The organism is Sphingomonas kyungheensis (assembly GCF_037120395.1).
Classification (GTDB): domain Bacteria; phylum Pseudomonadota; class Alphaproteobacteria; order Sphingomonadales; family Sphingomonadaceae; genus Sphingomonas; species Sphingomonas kyungheensis.
Genome location: NZ_JBBBDM010000004.1, coordinates 38749 through 57300, shown reverse-complemented (window position 1 = coordinate 57300; position 18552 = coordinate 38749). Strand labels below are relative to the sequence as shown.

At 68.9% G+C, this 18552-nt stretch carries 13 protein-coding genes; 10 read left to right on the top strand and 3 right to left on the bottom strand.

Annotation, left to right across the window (positions count from 1 at the left end; translation table 11 throughout):
• Positions 1-65 precede the first annotated feature (65 nt).
• Together V8201_RS11130 and clpS are read left to right on the top strand one after the other, a co-directional pair.
• A complete protein-coding gene (locus tag V8201_RS11130; protein WP_235199782.1) occupies positions 66-716 on the top strand; it encodes a phasin family protein in 651 nt (216 codons plus the stop codon).
• 129 nt (positions 717-845) lie between these two features.
• Complete coding sequence (gene clpS / locus V8201_RS11125) at positions 846-1169, top strand: ATP-dependent Clp protease adapter ClpS (protein WP_037535276.1); 324 nt, start codon at positions 846-848, stop codon at positions 1167-1169.
• Between the two features lie 598 nt (positions 1170-1767).
• Here clpS and V8201_RS11120 read toward each other — a convergent pair.
• Entirely contained in the window at positions 1768-2514 is a 747-nt protein-coding gene (locus tag V8201_RS11120) for a Crp/Fnr family transcriptional regulator (protein WP_336545334.1), read from the bottom strand.
• Between the two features lie 167 nt (positions 2515-2681).
• Between V8201_RS11120 and murA the strand changes: the two genes are divergently transcribed.
• The gene (gene murA, locus V8201_RS11115) at positions 2682-3965 is read left to right on the top strand and encodes a UDP-N-acetylglucosamine 1-carboxyvinyltransferase (protein WP_271299713.1); all 1284 of its coding nucleotides are present in this window, start codon (positions 2682-2684) and stop codon (positions 3963-3965) included.
• 501 nt (positions 3966-4466) lie between these two features.
• Here murA and V8201_RS11110 read toward each other — a convergent pair.
• Positions 4467-5768: a hemolysin family protein gene (locus tag V8201_RS11110; protein WP_336545333.1), complete on the bottom strand. Its 1302-nt coding sequence runs from the start codon at positions 5766-5768 to the stop codon at positions 4467-4469.
• 152 nt (positions 5769-5920) lie between these two features.
• Between V8201_RS11110 and V8201_RS11105 the strand changes: the two genes are divergently transcribed.
• Positions 5921-6592 carry a YiaD family glycine zipper/OmpA-like lipoprotein gene (locus V8201_RS11105; protein WP_271299715.1) on the top strand — a complete coding sequence of 224 codons (672 nt, stop codon included), beginning with the start codon at positions 5921-5923 and terminating at the stop codon, positions 6590-6592.
• A 548-nt stretch (positions 6593-7140) separates the two neighbouring features.
• A complete protein-coding gene (ppc, locus tag V8201_RS11100) occupies positions 7141-9846 on the top strand; it encodes a phosphoenolpyruvate carboxylase (protein WP_336545332.1) in 2706 nt (901 codons plus the stop codon).
• A gap of 183 nt (positions 9847-10029) precedes the next feature.
• Here ppc and V8201_RS11095 read toward each other — a convergent pair whose 3' ends face one another.
• A complete protein-coding gene (locus tag V8201_RS11095) occupies positions 10030-10980 on the bottom strand; it encodes a phosphatase PAP2 family protein (RefSeq protein ID WP_336545331.1) in 951 nt (316 codons plus the stop codon).
• Between the two features lie 148 nt (positions 10981-11128).
• Here V8201_RS11095 and ptsP point away from each other — a divergent pair, with 148 nt between their 5' ends.
• The 5 genes from ptsP to ftsH all read left to right on the top strand — a co-directional run bounded on the left by ptsP (position 11129) and on the right by ftsH (position 18485).
• Positions 11129-13402 (top strand): phosphoenolpyruvate--protein phosphotransferase, encoded by a 2274-nt coding sequence (gene ptsP, locus V8201_RS11090; RefSeq protein WP_336545330.1) that lies wholly within the window; start codon positions 11129-11131, stop codon positions 13400-13402.
• Between the two features lie 98 nt (positions 13403-13500).
• The gene (locus V8201_RS11085; protein WP_271299718.1) at positions 13501-14466 is read left to right on the top strand and encodes a helix-turn-helix domain-containing protein; all 966 of its coding nucleotides are present in this window, start codon (positions 13501-13503) and stop codon (positions 14464-14466) included.
• Between the two features lie 75 nt (positions 14467-14541).
• Complete coding sequence (locus tag V8201_RS11080; protein WP_336545329.1) at positions 14542-15471, top strand: tetratricopeptide repeat protein; 930 nt, start codon at positions 14542-14544, stop codon at positions 15469-15471.
• On the top strand, positions 15434-16459 hold the full coding sequence (gene tilS, locus V8201_RS11075) for a tRNA lysidine(34) synthetase TilS (protein ID WP_336545328.1): 1026 nt from the start codon (positions 15434-15436) through the stop codon (positions 16457-16459). Before V8201_RS11080 ends, tilS begins: the two co-directional genes overlap by 38 nt.
• A 61-nt stretch (positions 16460-16520) precedes the next feature.
• A complete protein-coding gene (gene ftsH / locus V8201_RS11070) occupies positions 16521-18485 on the top strand; it encodes an ATP-dependent zinc metalloprotease FtsH (protein ID WP_037535284.1) in 1965 nt (654 codons plus the stop codon).
• The last annotated feature ends 67 nt before the right edge of the window (positions 18486-18552 follow it).

Below are 18552 nucleotides of genomic sequence, written 5' to 3'. Positions count from 1 at the left end.
CCGCGTTGATTTGGGCCTCGAAATTGGCTATTGTGCAGTGCAGCATGAAAGCTGGAGAAGGCCCGATGGACGATCGTTTGTCCAAGCCCGCCAAACGCGGGTCGAACCGCCCGCGCGTCGACTCGCCGCCGCGTCCCCAGCGCTCCCGTGCCAAGCCGACCGGCATCCAGCCGGCTCCGGTGCCTGCCGCCGATGCGGTGACGGCGCCGCTCCCCGTCGCGCCCGCCCCCGTTGTGGATGCGGCCGCACCGATTGCCACACCCGCAGCGAAGGAAGTCATCATGGAAACGATCGAGAACGTCACCGCCACGACCCAGACCGCGTTCACCGACGCGACCGACCGCGCCAAGGGTGCGGTCGACAAGAGCCAGAAGCTGCTCCAGGACGCCACCGAGTTCGGCAAGGGCAATATCGAAGCGCTGGTCGAATCGTCGAAGATCGCGGCACGCGGCCTCGAGTCGCTCGGCCAGGACGCCGCCGCCTATGCCAAGAAGTCGTTCGAGGACGCGACCACGGTCGCCAAGACGCTGAGCAGCGTCAAGTCGCCGACTGAATTCTTCAAGCTCCATGCCGATTACGTACGCGCCTCGTTCGACGCGCTCGTCCAGCAGAGCTCGCACAATACCGAGGCGGTGCTGAAGCTCGCCGGTGAGGTGGTGCAGCCGCTGTCGAACCGCGTCGCGCTCGCCGCCGAGAAGCTCAAGGTCGCGGCGTAACCCGCAGCCTTGCCTCGTTCGGGAAGGGCGGCCGCAGCGATGCGGTCGCCCTTTTCCTTGCGTCAGGCCTTGCCCCCCGCCCCCGGCATGCCATATTTCCCCGATCACATGACAGTTGAAGCGATCACCATGGCGGAACGCCGCGACGATGGGTCGGACGAGGGCACCGGCCTCGCCACCAAGACGCGCACGCGGACCAAGCAGCCGACGCCCTATCGCGTGCTGATGCTGAACGACGACTACACGCCGATGGAATTCGTCGTGCTCTGCCTGCAACGCTTCTTCCGCATGAACATGGAGGAGGCGACTCGGGTGATGCTCCATGTCCACCAGAAGGGCGTCGGCGTCTGCGGCGTCTTCTCCTACGAGGTGGCGGAGACCAAGGTCGGCCAGGTGATCGACTTCGCCCGCCAGAACCAGCACCCGCTCCAGTGCACGCTGGAGAAGGCGTAACGCCGTAGCGGCCCGGGCGCCGAGGCGCTCGGCGATCTGTCGGACAGCGTCGGCGGCGCGCGGTGACGTCGCGCCTGCCGCGTCAGCGGCCCTTGCGAAACGTTGGACGACAAGGCTTAGCCCACATTAAGGCGCCATCTCTGCACCTCTGCTCCGACGACAGGCCGTGGGAACAGGATGGTCACGCGAAGACGCAACGCGGCCGCGCCTGCCGCGTCAGCGGCTCTTCCCGCAAATGGCAGAATGAAAAACCGACATCACCACGGTCGGCCCCTCCTCGCGTCTTCGCGTGACCAATCAACGCCCGGCTGACTCCGGCTCGGACCGGCTCATAGTCTCATCCTGGCGAAATGGGACGGAAGACAGCGCGCCGACCGCAACACCTCCGCGCCTCCGCGCCTCCGCGTGAACCAGATTGCTTGCCGGTCGAAGCGCCGCGCGTGAACGCGGGAAGCTGTCGGCGAGCGCCCGACCCCATACGTCTCCGGCAAGAGGGTTTGCGCGGAGGCGCGAAGGGACAGTGTCTACCGCGGCCCCTCGCCTCCCCATGACGTCGGGAAGAAAGGGCTCCGCCAAGCCGTCCCGTCTTCCGGCCCGCTTATCGCGCCGGCGGCAGCCAGCTGAGGTCCACCCCCGCCGCTCGGGCGGAGTCGCGTGCGGTGTGATGCGCCGTGCGCAGCAGCGCCGCTTCGTTGACGAAGGTCATCCGGCCGCCGTCGCGCGCGATCAGACCCTCGTCCTGCAACTGGCGCAGCATGCGGTTGACGTGCACCGCGGTGAGGCCGGTGGCGTCGCCGATCTCCTCCTGCGTCAGCCCGAGGTGGAAGCTGTCCCCGCCGGTCCCGTCGACGACGCGCAGACGGTTGCGGATCTCGATCAGCAGCGCCGCGACGCGCGCCTTGGCGGAGGTGCGGCCGAGCCCGGCGAGGCGATCGGTCAACGCCACTCGCTCGATCTGATCGACCGCGATCAGCAGCGCGGCGAGCCGCGGATGCTCGACCGCGAGGCTGCCGACCGCAGCGCGGTCGACCGAGGCGACGGCGCATTCGGTCAGCGCGATCACCGTCTCGGGCGCGGTGCGATAGACCAGCCCCGCCATCGCGATCAGATCGCCGCGGAACAGGAAGCGGACGATCTGGCGGCTGCCATCGGGCAGGATGACATAGCTCATCATCGTGCCGCGGCGGACGACGAACAATTCGGGGGCTTTGTCATGCTCGCGCAGCAGCACGACGCCGCGACGCAGCGTCCGTTCGCGCAGTTCGAGACTGCCGAGCGCAGCCTTTTCCGAATCCGACAAATCGATCAATTCACCGAGACGCTCGGCAAGGCAACTTGTCGTCACGCCTTTGAAATCCCCCAAATATTTGCGCAGGACCTAGGTCGGGGCCAGGAACGGTGCATTAAAGCCGATCAACCGCTCGGGGATTAGTTGCACCGGCCCGACCGAGCCCGGCCATATCTGTGCCACTGGCCGCTTGCGTCGGCGCGGCGGCGCGTTAGACGGCGGGGATGGACCGCATCCTCATCCGTGGCGGCAACCGCCTGTCCGGCCGTCTCCGCATCTCGGGCGCCAAAAACGCCGCCCTGACGCTGATGCCCTGTGCCCTGCTCACCGACGAGCCGCTGACGCTGCGCAACCTGCCGCGGCTCGCCGACGTCGATGGCTTCGGCCATTTGCTCAACCAATTGGGTGCCTCGACGCGGATCGAGGGAACGCGGCCGGAGGATTTCGGCCGGGTGATGACGATCCGCGCGGGCAAGCTGACCTCGACCGAGGCGCCCTATGACATCGTCCGCAAGATGCGCGCCTCGATCCTCGTGCTCGGCCCGGTGCTCGCCCGCGCGGGCGAGGCGACGGTGTCGCTGCCCGGCGGCTGCGCGATCGGCAACCGGCCGATCGACCTCCACCTCAAGGCGCTGGAGGCGATCGGCGCCGAGCTCGAAATGGCGGCGGGCTATGTCAAGGCGACCGCGCCGGGCGGGCGGCTGCGCGGCGGCCGCTACCGCTTCCCGGTGGTGTCGGTCGGCGCGACCGAGAATGTCGTGATGGCGGCGGTGCTCGCCACCGGCAGCAGCATCATCGAAAATGCGGCGCGCGAGCCCGAGATCGTCGACCTGTGCAACTGCCTCGTCGCGATGGGCGCGCGCATCCAGGGGATCGGTACCGAGACGCTGGAGATCGAGGGCGTCGACCGGCTGCACGGCGCGACCTATGCGGTGATGCCCGACCGGATCGAGGCGGGCAGCTATGCCTGCGCCGCGGCGATCACCGGCGGCTCGCTCGAGCTGCTCGGCGCCAATGCCGCCGACATGCAGGCGACGATCGACGCGCTGCGCGAGGCGGGCGTCACCGTCACCGAGACGCGCGAGGGGCTTTCGGTCGAGGCGACCGCGCCGCTCGGCCCGATCTCGCTGTCGACCGCACCCTATCCCGGCTTCGCCACCGACATGCAGGCGCAGTTCATGGCGATGCTGTGCAAGGCGTCGGGGGCGAGCGTGCTCACCGAGACGATCTTCGAAAACCGCTACATGCACGTGCCCGAGCTGGCGCGGATGGGCGCGGACATCCAGGTCCACGGCCGCACCGCGGTGGTCAAGGGCGTCGACCGGCTGGTCGGCGCACCGGTGATGGCGACGGACCTGCGCGCCTCGATGAGCCTGATCCTCGCCGGCCTCGCCGCCGAGGGCGAGACCTCGGTCGCCCGCGTCTATCATCTCGACCGCGGCTATGAGCGGCTCGAGGAGAAACTGTCCGCGGTCGGGGCGGATATCGAGCGGCTCAGCGACGGCTGACGGCGGGATCGGCCGGGTGAGCCGGCCGCTGTCGGGTTTCGGGCGCGGTGTCGGGTCGACTGCGCGATCGCCATTCTGGATTCGTTTGACCGCTGACGGAGCATGACTCGGCCAGCTTCGGCAAAGTGTTGCGTCGTTTCACCGACCTCCCCGGCTAAGGCTGGGGTCCAGTGCGAAACACGCATATGCTCCAAACGGTGTCTACCGACTAAACCGCGACGTCACGCGAGCATTGCAGACGCTTTCCCAGTGCTCCCGCGCAGGCGGGAGCCCAGTGTTTCTTCTCGTCACGAGCCGTTGCCCTGCTGGGCCACTGGATTCCCGCCTGCGCGGGAATACTGGCATTTGCCGGCGCCCAACGTGAGTCTCGCATCGGTTTAGCCTTCGAAACGTCATGCCTCGCAAGGAAGAAGCGTGTCTCAACCGACTTAGAGCCCGACATGCCACCGCATCCCAACGACTGCGTGCAGCATGCGTCGACGTCCCCCGCAGCGCCCTGCCTCAGACCTCGCTGACCAGCAGCTTGTCGATCCGCCGACCGTCGAGATCGACGACCTCGAACCGCCAGCCCTGCTCCTCGAAGCTCTCGCCCTCGCCCGGCAGGTGGCGGAAGGCGGCGAGCGCAAGACCGGCGACGGTGGCGTAATCGCGGTCCTCGGGCAGGTCGATGCCGAGCCGTTCGGCGAGCGCATCCGCCGCCATCGTGCCCGCGACGAGCAGCGATCCGTCCTCACGCACCACGACCGAAGGCGCCTCGTCCGGATCGGCGTCGCTGGCGAATTCGCCGGCGATCGCGGCGAGCAAGTCGGCGGGGGTGACGATCCCTTCGAAATGGCCGTATTCGTCGTGGATCAACGCCATCGGCACCTCGGCCTGACGCAGCGCGATCAGCGCGTCCATCGCGTCGATCCGGTCGATCACCACCGGCGCCTTGCGCATCAGCGTGCGCAGGTCGAGCGTCTGGCCGCGGAACAGCGCCGCGGCGATGTCGCGCGCCTGGACGACGCCGATCACCGCATCGACCGATCCGTCGGCGACCGGCAGGCGGGTATGCGGCGTCGCCAGCAGCGTATCGCGGATCCCGTCCGGCCCGAGATTGCAGTCGAGCCAGTCGACGTCGGTGCGCGGCGTCATCACCTCGCGCACCGGCCGGTCGGCGAGGCGGACGACGCCCGAGATGATCGTCCGCTCATGCTCCTCGATCACGCCCGACTTCGAGGCTTCGGCGACGATCAGGTGCAGCTCCTCCGCGGTCACCTGATCCTCCGATTCGCGATTGAGGCCGAGCAGGCGGAAGACCAGAGCGCTCGACGAATCGAGCACCCAGACGAGCGGCGCGCAGACCAGGGCGATATAGCGCATCGGCAAGGCGACGAGCGACGCCACCGTCTCCGGCTTGCGCAGCGCGAACTGCTTGGGGACCAGCTCGCCGATGATCAGCGAGGCATAGGTGGTGATGCCGATGACCAATGCGAAGCCGAGCGATTCGGCGGTATGCGCCGACATACCCGCCGCCTGCAGCCGCGCCGCGGTCGGCCCGCCGAGGCTCGATCCCGAATAGGCGCCGGCGAGGATGCCGATCAGCGTGATGCCGATCTGCACCGACGACAGGAACTTACCCGGATCGGCGGCGAGGGCGAGCGCGGCGACCGGCCCCTTGCGTCCCGATCGCGCCATCGCCTCCAGCCGCGCCTTGCGCGACGAGACGATCGCCAGCTCGCTCATCGCGAACACGCCGTTGAGCGCGACCAGCGCGAGGATGATCACGACGTCGATCCAGGGGAAGGGCGGGAGCGGTGCCATCGGCGGACGTGTCTTTGCCGTACAACGCACGCGACGACAATGGCCTCGATTACGATCGTGCGAATATCCCCGTCAGCCGCGGTTCAGATCGCAGGCGGAACAAGCCGCTTCGGACCCGAGTTTTGCTCGACAGTGAAGATGAAGGGGTTGTCATGAAGTCCAAGTTGTTCGCCGCCGCCGCGCTCGCCGCGCTGGTCACCACCAGTGCCTGCACCACCGATCCCGAGACCGGCGAGCGCCGCATCTCGAAGACCGCGATCGGCGGCATCGGCGGTGCGCTCGGCGGCTATCTGCTCGGCGACCTCGTCGGCGGACGGCGCGACCGGACCGAGAAGATCCTCGGCGCCGGCATCGGCGGCCTCGCCGGCGCGGGCATCGGCGCCTATATGGACAAGCAGGAACGCGACCTGCGCGCCCGCACCGCCGGCACCGACGTGCAGGTGACGCGCGAGGGCGACAATCTGGTGCTCAACATCCCGTCGGGGATCACCTTCGCCTATGACAGCGCCGAGGTGCAGCCGCAGTTCCGCCGCACGCTCGATCAGGTCGCCGAGACGCTGTCGCAATATAACCAGACCTATATCGACGTGTACGGCCACACCGATTCGACTGGCTCCGACGCCTATAACCAGACGCTGTCGGAGCGGCGCGCGACCGCGGTGGCGGACTATCTCGCCAGCCGCGGCGTCCAGCCGGCGCGGATCGGCACGCGCGGCTTCGGCAAGACGCAGCCGATCGCCTCGAACGACACCGACGCCGGCCGCGCCGCCAACCGCCGCGTCGAGGTGAAGATCGTGCCGATCTCGCAGAACGACCTGCGGTGATGCCGGGGGGCTCGGGTCGAGTTGCCTTGGCCCGGGTCCGCCAGCTCATCCTGTGTTGCCCCGAAAGCGAGACCTCTGCGACAGTAGCAACCCGACCTGCTCACGTACCACCCCGGCGCCGGCCGGGGTCCAGTTTGATGAAGCCTTGCAATCAGTTACAACGGCCTCCCAACTGGGCCCCGGCCTTCGCCGGGGCGGCTTCGAAACTTTCGCAGGGGTCTCGCGAAAGCGGGAACACGGTGGCCAAGAAGAGCAACGTTTGTCGCTCCAGAGGAGCACTGGGCTCCCGCCTCCGCGGGAGCACTGCGTTGAGCAGTTCTCAATCGAGCGTGAGCGTTTCAAGCGTGATCAAATGTGGGCGTTCGAAAGAATGAAGGTCGGAATGCGGCCTTCCTAAACGTCGGCATCGATCGCCCCTCCCGCCCGGGCGAGCCCGGCGAAACTCGCGTCTTCATCAGCGCCTTGCCCTGTCCGTCAAAGCTCCACCGCGACCAAAAACCACGCGCCCGCGGTTGACCCGCCCATCGCCGCAGCGCAGCATCGCGGCCATGGCCACGCTCGACCCCGCTTCGCTTCCCCCGATCGCCAACAATCCCGACGTCCGCTTTCTCGGCGCGCAGCTCGGCGACGTGATCCGCAGCTATGGCGGCGAGGCGCTGTTCGAGGCGACCGAGGCGATCCGCCGCGCCTCGGTCGAGCGGCATCGCGGCACGGGCAGCAGCGACAGCGTCCACCAGCAGCTCCAGCATCTCGGCCTCGACGAGACGCTCGATTTCGTCCGCGGCTTCATGCTGTTCTCGATGCTCGCCAATCTTGCCGAGGATCGGCAGGGGATCGCGGCCGATGAGGGCGCCGACGTCGCCGCCGCGCTCGCCACGCTGGCGCGCGAGGGGATCGACCGCGAGGCGGTGCAGGCGCTGCTCGAACGCGCGCTGATCGTCCCGGTGCTCACCGCCCACCCCACGGAGGTGCGGCGCAAGAGCATGATCGATCACAAGAACCGCATCGCGCAGCTGATGACGCTCAAGGACATGGGGCATGACGAGACGCCCGATGGCGATCGCGTCGACGATGCGATCACCCGCCAGATCGCGCTTCTGTGGCAGACGCGGGTGCTGCGCCGCGAGCGGCTCTACGTCACCGACGAGGTCGAGACCGCGCTGTCCTATCTGCGCGAGGTGTTCCTGCCGGCGCTGCCCGCGCTCTACCAGCGCTGGGACCGGGCGTTCGGCGCCGAGGAAAACGGCTGGCGCGTGCCGAGCTTCGTCCGCCCGGGCAGCTGGATCGGCGGCGACCGCGACGGCAATCCCTTCGTCACCGCCGATTCGCTGCGCACCGCCCTCGCCCGCGCCTGCGAAGCCGTGCTCGGCTTCTATCTCGACGGCGTCCACGCGCTCGGTGCCGAACTGTCGATCTCGACCGAGCATGTCGCGGTCGATCCCGCGGTGGCGGCGCTCGCCGAGGCGAGCGGCGATACCGCCGAGAGCCGCGCCGACGAACCCTATCGCCGCGCGCTGTCGGGGATCTACGCCCGGCTCGCGGCGACGCATCAGGCGCTGACCGGCAAGCCCGCGCCGCGCCCCGGCCGGCTGAGCGGCGAACCCTATCCCGATCCGCAGACGCTGCGCGCCGATCTCGTCGCGCTCGCCCGCGGCCTGTCGGCGACCGAGGCGGGCGCGCTCAAGACCAGCGGCGCGCTCGGCCGGCTGATCCGCGCGGTCGAGACGTTCGGCTTCCATCTCGCGACGCTCGACCTGCGCCAGAACAGCGCAGTGCACGAACGCGTCGTCGCCGAGCTGCTCAAGGTCGCCGGGGTCGAGGCGGACTATCTGGCGCTCGACGAGGCGGCGCGCGTCGCGCTGCTGCGCCGCGAACTCGCCAATGCCCGGCCGCTGACCAGCCGCTTCACCGATTATTCGGAGGAGACCGCGTCCGAACTCGCCATCGTCCAGGCGGCGGCGGAGGCGCATGCCACCTATGGGCCGGCCTGTATCACCAATTACATCGTCTCGATGGCGCAATCGGTCTCCGACCTGCTCGAGATCAACCTGCTGCTCAAGGAGGTCGGGCTCTACCGTCCCGGCGAGCCCCCGCATGCCGCGGTGATGGCGGTGCCGCTGTTCGAGACGGTCGGCGATCTGGAGGCGGCGCCGCAGGTGATGCGCGACTGGTTCGCGCTGCCCGAGATCGCCGCCATCGCCGCCAAGCGCGGGCATCAGGAGGTGATGATCGGCTATTCGGACAGCAACAAGGACGGCGGCTATCTCACCTCGACCTGGCAATTGTCCAAGGCGTCGACCGCGCTCAAGCCGGTGTTCGAGGCGGCGGGCGTCGGCATGCAGCTGTTCCACGGTCGCGGCGGCGCGGTCGGGCGCGGCGGCGGATCGGCGTTCGCGGCGATCCGCGCGCAGCCGCCCGGCACGGTGCAGGGCCGCATCCGCATCACCGAACAGGGCGAGGTGATCGCTGCCAAATACGGCACCCGCGAAAGCGCGATGACCAATATCGAGGCGATCGCCGCGGCGACCCTGCTCGCCAGCCTCGAACCCGAACGGCTGTCCAACACCGAGAACGACGAGTTCTGCGCGGCGATGGACGCGCTGTCCGACACCGCCTTCCACGCCTATCGCGATCTCGTCTACGGCACCGACGGGTTCCGCACCTTCTTCCGCCAGATGACGCCGATCGGCGAGATCGCCGGGCTCAAGATCGGCAGCCGCCCGGCGAGCCGCAAGAAGTCGGACGCGATCGAGGATCTGCGCGCCATCCCCTGGGTGTTCAGCTGGGCGCAGGCACGCGTGATGCTGCCCGGCTGGTACGGCGTCGGCCAGGCGCTCGCCGCCTATCCGGACAAGGGCCGGTTGCGCGAGATGGCGGAGGGCTGGCCGCTGTTCGCCGCGACGCTCGCCAATATGGAAATGGTGCTCGCCAAGTCGGACATGGCGATCGCCGGCCATTATGCCGAACTGGTCGAGGATGCGGGCCTGCGCGAGGCGATCTTCGGCCGGATCCGCGATGCCTGGCACCAGACCCACGACGGCCTGCTCGCGGTCACCGGCCAGACGCGGCTGCTCGACAAGCATCCCGCGCTCGACGCGTCGATCCGGCTGCGGCTGCCCTATATCGAGCCGCTCAACCTGCTCCAGATCGAGCTGATGAAACGCCACCGCGCCGGCGAGGCCGATCCGCGCATCGGCGAGGGCATCCTGCTGTCGATCAACGCCGTCGCGACGGCGCTGCGCAACAGCGGCTGACGGATCGGAGAACGCGACGTACGGGCGCGCAGAGGCGCAGAGGACGCGGAGGTGTCCCGCTTTTTCTGCCGTATCGGTCTCGCGTCTGCGAATTTGGCGGGCGGTCGCCGATAAGAGGCAGCCTCTCTGCGCCTCTGCGCCCTCCGCGCCTCTGCGTGAACTGCGAAGGCGCCGCCGCGCGACCTAAGTTCGCACCTCCGGCAGGCACGCATCGACGATCTGCGCCGCCACCAGCGCGACGACGGCGCCGATCAGCATGTCGGTGAGGTAATGCGTCCCTTCGACCGGCGTCGCCAGCAGCATCGCCGCGACCAGCCAGCCGAGCCGACGCAGCGGCGGCGTCCGCCAGATCGTGCGCAGGTAGAGCGTCCCCGCCGCGGCGTGGAAGCTCGGCGCCGACACCAGCCCGCGCAACGCGCCGAGATCGATGACGTGGACGGTCCGCGCGCGCAGCGCCGGGATCAAATTTGACTGCCACGTCTCGCTCACCGGCATATAATCGACCGCACCGCGCCACAGATAGGAGAGCGGTCCGATCGCCGGCATCTGCGTGAACAGCGCTAGCGTCAGCACCGCGGCGAGCCAGAAGCTGGCGAGGAAGCGATGCGCCGCGATCCGCTGGCCGTGCGCGGCGAACCAGCCGAGCAGCAGCGCCGGCGTCAGGTAGATGCTCTCATAGGCCGCGACGCCGAGCCATTGCAGCGGCCGGTGCGCGGCGACGGTGCGATACCAGCCGAGCCAGTCGAAGCCGAGCGCCACGTCGGCACGGTGCAGCGTCGCATCGGCATAGCCTTGCGTCAGCGCCGCGAGCGGATAGCTCGCCACCGCGCCGGTCAGCGCGATCAGCGTGAAGACGGCATAATAACCGGCACCGTCGCGCAGGCCGTCGGCATGGCGCCAGCGCCGCAGCACCATGCCGCTGCGCAAGCCGAACAGGCAGACGCCGGCGAGCGCGAACGGCAGGTTGCTGCGGCTCCACAGGGCGACGTGCAGCCCGGCGCGATGCAGCAGCCAGGCGGTGACCAGCAGGCTCGCCCCGAGCGCGGCGACCACGATCGGCAGAGCGAAGCCGGCGCGGGGCGAGGCGCGGCGCGGCGGAGCGGCGGTCGACGGGAAGGATTGCGCGTGCAGCATGCGGCCTTGGCTCGGGTACGATCGCCGCTCGTCGCGTCGCCAAGCTGAAGAGGGGCTGAATCAAACGGACGCCGGACGACGCGCCGAAGCGCCGATCGCGACGAAAGGTGCATGGCACGGTGCGCCCGCATCTGTTAGCCCTGCTGCCATGCCCAGTTCGGCCGCCGCATCCGCCCGCGAGATCCTGACCCGCCTTCACGACGTGATGGCCGGCCGCAACCCGGCGCAGGCCAAGCTCAACGCCGTCGTCGGCATCATCGCCGAGGCGATGGATAGCGAGGTCTGCTCGATCTACCTGCTGCGCGAGGGCGTGCTCGAACTGTTCGCGACGCGCGGGCTCGATCAGGCGGCGGTGCACGTCACCAAGCTGGCGATGGGCGAAGGGCTGGTCGGCTCGATCGCCGAGGATGTCGAGGTGCTCAACCTCGACGAGGCGGCGAGCCACCCCGATTTCGCCTACAAGCCCGAAACCGGCGAGGAACGCTATCATAGCTTCGCCGGCGTGCCGATCATCCGCCGCGAACGCGCGGTCGGCGTGCTCGCCGTCCAGCATAGCGAGCAGCGCAAATATCAGGACGTCGAGATCGAGGCGTTGCAGACCGTCGCGATGGTCTTGTCCGAGCTGATCGCCAATGCCGGGCTGATCGACACCGCCACCACCGGCGTCGACCGGCCGCAGTCGACCGCGGCGGTGCGGCTGCCCGGCCAGAAACTGGTCGAGGGGATGGCCTCGGGCCATGCCGTCTTCCACCAGCCGCGCATCGTCGTCGAACATACCGTCGCCGAGGATACCGACGCCGAACGCCACCGCGTCTATGCCGCCTTCGACAAGATGCGCGAGCAGATCGAGCGGATGACGCGCGAGGCGGAATTCGGCGTCGACGGCGAGCACAAGGAGGTGCTCGAGACCTACAAGATGTTCGCCTATGACGAGGGCTGGGCGCGGCGGATCAACGAGGCGATCGATTCGGGGCTGACCGCCGAGGCGGCGATCGAGCGCGTCCAGCAGCGCACCCGCCAGCGGATGCGGCAGATCGACGATCCGCTGCTCGCCGACCGGATGCACGATCTGGAGGATCTCGCCAACCGGCTGCTCCGCATCGTCTCGGGGCAGATGGGCACCGCGGCGCAGATGGGGCTGCGGCAGGACACGATCCTGATCGCGCGCAACCTCGGCCCGGCCGAGCTGCTCGAATATGACAAGCGGCGGCTGAAGGGCGTGATCCTCGAGGAGGGATCGCTCACCGCGCATGTCACCATCGTCGCGCGGGCGATGGGGGTGCCGGTGCTCGGCCGGGTGCGCGACGTGCGCCGGCTGATCGCGGAGGGCGATCTGCTGCTGCTCGATTCGGTTGCGGGCAACGTCTTCGTCCGCCCATCGGCGGCGATGGAGGAGGCGTTTGACGCGAAATTGACGCTGCGCCAGAAGCGCAAGGCCGCCTTCGCCGCGCTGCGCGACGTGCCGCCGGTGACGCGCGACGGCCATCGCGTCACTTTGATGGTCAACGCCGGGCTGCGCGACGACGTCGCCGCGCTCGACATCACCGGCGCCGACGGCATCGGCCTGTTCCGCACCGAATTCCAGTTCCTCGTCTCGGCGACGCTGCCGCAGCGCGAACGCCAGCAGCGCCTGTACCGCGAGGTGCTCGATGCGGCGGGGACGCGGCCGGTGATCTTCCGCACGGTCGACATCGGCGGCGACAAGGCGCTGCCCTATCTCAACAAGGAAGACGCCGACGAGGAGAATCCGGCGATGGGCTGGCGCGCGCTGCGCCTCGCGCTCGACCGCGACGGCCTGATGAAGGTGCAGGCGCGCGCGCTGATCGAGGCGGCGTCGGGGCGCACGCTCAACGTCATGTTCCCGATGGTCAGCGAGGCATGGGAATTCGCCGAGGCGAAGGCGCTGTTCGAGGCGCAGCGGGCCTGGCTCGACGCGCGCGGGCGGCGGGCGCCGCTGGCGATCCGCTACGGCGCGATGCTCGAAGTGCCGGCGCTCGCCGAGCAGCTCGACCTGCTTTTGCCCGATATCGACTTCCTGTCGGTCGGCACCAACGACCTGACGCAATTTTTATTTGCGGCGGATCGCGCCAACCCGCGGCTCGCCGAACGCTATGACTGGCTGAGCCCGTCGATCCTGCGCTTCTTGCAACGGGTGATCGGGCCGTGTCGTGACGCGGGCGTCGACCTTGGCGTGTGCGGCGAGATGGGCGGTCGGCCGGTCGAGGCCATGGCGTTGATCGGGCTCGGAATTGATCGGCTGTCGATTACGCCGGCGGCGGTCGGGCCGATCAAGGCGATGGTGCGCAGCCTCGATCATGCCGCGGTGCGCGCCTTCGTCGCCGAGCTGATCGCGCGTCCGCCGCGCGACATGCGCGGCGCATTGACCGACTGGGCGAGCCGCAACGGCGTCGATCTGGCCTGAAACGCTGCTGAACGGCGGGCCGGTTGCGTTGACTTGCGCCAAGGCATCGGGGAAGGTCTTTCCCGTCACCGATCCGCAGCCCTCCCTTGGAGACACGAATGGACGAGGTCGATCCCGGCCAGCCGAACCCGACCCCCGTTGCCCCGGCCCGCCCGGGTGAACGGTTGCGCCGAGCGCGGGAGCAGAGGGGCCTCAGTCTGGCCGAAGTCGCGGCACAGACGCGCGTGCCGCTGCGCCATCTGCAGGCGCTGGAGAGCGGCGACTATGGCCTGCTGCCCTCGCCCACCTATGCGATGGGTTTCTCCAAGGCCTATGCGCGCGCCGTCGACGCCGACGAGGTCGAGATCGCGCAGGACGTGCGCCGCGACCTCGACCGGCTCGGGCCGCGCCAGCCCGAATATGTCCCCTATGTCACCGCCGATCCGGCCCGCGTGCCGTCGCGCGGCGTCGCCGCGATCGGCGTCGGCATCGCGCTGGCGGTGCTGATCCTCGTCGGCCTGTGGTACGGATCGGGCCTGCTCCAGTCGAACGCGTCGCGCACCGAGGTCGCGAGCAGCGACGACACCGCGTCGCAGGCGCTCGCCCCCAAGCCGGCGCAGACCGCCGCACCGGCGATCCCGACCGGCGGACAGGTCGTGCTGACCGCGACCGACACGGTGTGGCTGCGCGTCTATGACGCCGACGACAAGAAGCTGTTCGAAGGCACGATGAAGCCGGGCGATCGCTATGAGGTGCCGGCGACCGCCAAGGACCCGATGATCAACGTCGGCCGCCCCGACAAGCTGACGGTGACGCTCAACGGCTCCGCGGTGCCGCCGCTCGGCGATGGTTCGCGCGCGATCAAGGACGTCGCGGTGAGCGGTTCGGCGATCGCGCTGCGCCTCGCCGGGCAACCCGCCGCCGCCCCCAGCGCGGCCGCGACGACCGCGACGACGGCCCGCACCGCGACGCGTCGCGACGCCGCCCGCCCCGCCAGCCGTTCCGGCAACCGCACCGGCGCCGATCTCGCCAGCGATCCGCTGCTGCCGCAAGAACCGGCCGCCGTTGGTAATTTCGCGCCTTAAGGCTGGCGACAGCCTGCCGGTTGCAGCTATGACCGCATCACGTTGACCCAAGCCGCGCCGGGGGGTGTTTCACTTATGCGTACGATCATCTGGGCGCTTGCCGCCACGTCCCTGCTGCCGGTCGCTGCCGCGGCGCAGAGCAACGTCGAAGGCCGCGTCGGCAAGCTCGAGAGCGAGATGCGCGCGGTGCAGCGCAAGGTCTTCCCCGGCGGTGCCGGCCAGTATCTCCAGCCCGAGATCACCCGCCCCGATGCGCCGCAGCCGGCGGGCGGCACCCCGGCGACCAGCGCGGTCGCCGACCTCACCGGCCGCGTCACCGCGCTCGAGCAGCAGATGGCGTCGATGACCGACCAGATCGAGCAGACCGGCTACAAGCTGCGCCAGCTCCAGGACCAGTTCGACGCCTATAAGCGCGCCAACGACGCGCAGTTGCGTAACCTGTCGTCGACCCCGGCGCTGGCGACGACGCCCGCCTCCGCCCCGCTCGGCGGCGACAGCGCGGATGGCGAACCGGCGCGTGGCCCCGCCCGGCCGGGAACGCCGGTCTCGGTCGCGGCGGCCGGTGATACCGCTCCCTCGGCGGCCGCGGCCAAGGTCGACAAACCCGATACCGGCGATGCCGCCGAGGACGCCTATCTCTACGGCTATCGGCTGTGGACCGCGAAGCAATATCCGCAGGCGGAAGCGCAGCTCAAGAAGGTCGTCGCCGACTATCCCAAGCATCGCCGCGCCAGCTGGGCGCAGAATTTGCTTGGCCGCGCCTATCTTGACGAGGGCAAGCCGAGCCTCGCCTCGATGGCCTTCTACGACAATTACAAGAAGATGCCGGATGGCGAGCGTGCCCCCGACAGCCTCTATTACCTCGCTCAGGCGCTGATGAAGCTCAACAAGCCGACCGACGCCTGCAAGGTCTATGGCGAGCTGACCGACGTCTACGGCAGCAAGATTTCTTCGAGCATGAAGGCTGATGTCCAGAAGGGCCGTACCGCCGCCAAGTGTAAGTGATCCCTTCGCCCTGGCGGCGGAGCGATTCCACCACGACGTCAACCGCGCGCTCGGCGGCGAGCCGCGCGGGACGATCCTGCTCGCCGTGTCGGGCGGCCCGGATTCGATGGCGATGCTGACGCTCGCCGCGGCGACCTTCGCCGGGCGGATCAGCGTCGCGACGGTCGACCACCGGCTGCGCGAGGCCGCGGCGGACGAGGCGGTGATGGTCGCCAACCATTGCGCCTTGCTCCACGTGCCGCATGCGACGTTGCTCCCGGTCGCGCCGATCACCGGCGCGAGCCTCCAGGCGGCGGCGCGGCAGGTGCGCTACCGCCTGCTCGCCGACCATGCCCGCGCCGTCGGTGCCGCGGCGGTGGCGACCGCGCATCATGCCGACGATCAGGCCGAGACCTTTCTGATGCGCGCCGCGCGCGGATCGGGCATCGCCGGGCTCGCCGGCGTGCGGGCGCGCGCGGTGATCGACGGGGCGACGGTGATCCGCCCGCTGCTCGAATGGCGTCGCGCCGAGCTGCGCGCGATCGTCCGCCGTGCCGAGGCGCCGTTCGTCGACGATCCGACCAACGCCGATCCCGCGCACGACCGCACCCGCTTCCGCCGCCTGCTCGACGCCAACGAATGGCTCGGCGCGCCGCAGCTCGCCCGCGCCGCCGCCCAGCTCGCCGAGGCGGACGGCGACGTGCGCGCGATCACCGACTGGCTCTGGTCGAGCCGCGCGACGGTCGACGGCGCGCAGGTGCAGATCGACATGGCCGGCCTGCCGCGCGAACTCGTCCGCCGCCTCGTGCGGCGCGGCATCGGGCTGGTGATCGAATCGGCGGCGATCGTCGCGCCGAAATGGAGCGACTCGGCCAATGTCGAGGCGCTGCTCGACGCGGTCGGCGGCGGCCGGCGCGCGACGCAGGCGGGCGTCGTCGTCCAGCCGCAGCGCGATCTGTGGCGATTCCGTCCCGCACCGGCGCGGCGAACCGCCGGATCGGCCGAATAGCCGGCTTCGTTCCATTGCCATTAACCCGCGCATGCCTATCTTGGCCGGCGAAAGGTTCCCCATGAACGATAACGACAAGCAGCCCCAGAACGGCGACGGTGGCAACGGCGGCAACCCCTGGATGAAGAGCCTGCTCATCTGGGTCGGAATCCTGCTGGCGCTGGCGCTGTTCGTCACGATGTTCAACGGACCCAATGCGGCCGGTGCGAGCAACACCGTCGCTTATTCGAAATTCCTCGACCAGGTCGACGAAGGGACCGTCAAGGACGTCGCGATCAGCCGCGACATCATCACCGGCACCTATTCGAGCGGCGAGAAGTTCCGCACCTATCCGATCCAGGACCCGACGCTGGTGCCGCATCTGCGCACCAAGAACGTGTCGATCTCGGCGAAGCCCGACGAGGGTACGTCGATGTGGATGCTGCTGCTCTATCAGTCGCTGCCGTTCCTGCTGTTCCTCGGCATCGCCTTCTTCGTCATCAAGCAGATGCAGAAGAACACCGGCGGTGGCGCGATGGGCTTCGGCAAGAGCCGCGCGCGGATGCTCACGCAGAAGGAAGGCAAGGTCACCTTCGACGACGTCGCCGGCATCGACGAGGCGCGCGCCGAGCTGACCGAGATCGTCGACTTCCTCAAGGACCCGACCAAGTTCGCGCGCCTCGGCGGCAAGATCCCCAAGGGCGCGCTGCTGGTCGGATCGCCGGGTACCGGCAAGACTTTGCTGGCGCGCGCGATCGCCGGTGAGGCGGGCGTGCCGTTCTTCACCATCTCGGGCTCGGACTTCGTCGAGATGTTCGTCGGCGTCGGCGCGAGCCGCGTCCGCGACATGTTCGAACAGGCCAAAAAGTCGGCGCCGTGCATCGTCTTCATCGACGAGATCGACGCGGTCGGCCGCCATCGCGGCGCCGGCCTCGGCAACGGCAATGACGAGCGCGAGCAGACGCTCAACCAGTTGCTCGTCGAGATGGACGGCTTCGAGGCGAATGAGGGGATCATCATCGTCGCGGCGACCAACCGCCCCGACGTGCTCGACCCTGCCTTGCTGCGTCCGGGTCGCTTCGACCGTCAGGTCGTCGTGCCGCGGCCGGATATCGAGGGCCGGATCAAGATCCTCGAAGTCCATATGAAGAAGGTGCCGCTGGCGCCCGACGTCGATGCGCGGGTGATCGCGCGCGGCACGCCGGGCTTCTCGGGCGCCGATCTCGCCAATCTCGTCAACGAGGCCGCGCTGATGGGCGCGCGCAAGGGCAAGCGCCTCGTCGCCATGGCCGAGTTCGAAGAGGCCAAGGACAAGGTTATGATGGGCGCCGAGCGCCGCTCGATGGTGATGACCGAGGACGAGAAGAGGATGACCGCCTACCACGAGGCGGGCCATGCGATCGTCTCGATCCACGAACAGGCGAGTGACCCGATCCACAAGGCGACGATCATCCCGCGCGGTCGTGCGCTGGGCATGGTGATGCGCCTGCCCGAGCGCGACAGCTACAGCTACCATCGCGACAAGATGTACGCGAACCTCGCGGTGGCGATGGGCGGCCGCGTCGCCGAGGAGATCATCTTCGGCTATGACAAGGTCTCGTCGGGCGCGAGCGGCGACATCCAATATGCCACCGGTCTGGCCCGCGACATGGTCACCAAATGGGGCATGTCGGACAAGGTCGGCCCGGTCGAATATGCCCAGCCGGAGGGCGAATCCTTCCTCGGCTATTCCTCGTCGCAGCCGGTGCGTATGTCGAACGCGACCGCGCAGCTGATCGATGACGAGATCAAGGGCATCGTCGAAGGCGGTCTGGCGCGCGCCAAGCAACTGCTCACCGAACATGTCGACCAGCTCCACCTGCTCGCCGGCGCGCTGCTCGAATATGAGACGCTGTCGGGTGACGAGATCAAGAAGCTGATCGCCGGCGAAGAGATCGGCCGGATCGATTCGGGGCCCAAGCCGAGTGTGCCGCGCGCCGGGACCTCGATCCCGAAGACGCGTCGTCCGGGCGGCCCGTTCGGCAATCCGGCACCGCTCGGCGCCTGATCGCCGGCGCGGTTCAGCGCGCTTTCAGTTTGTGACGGCTAGTCGGCGGCATTCCTTTCGGAGTGTC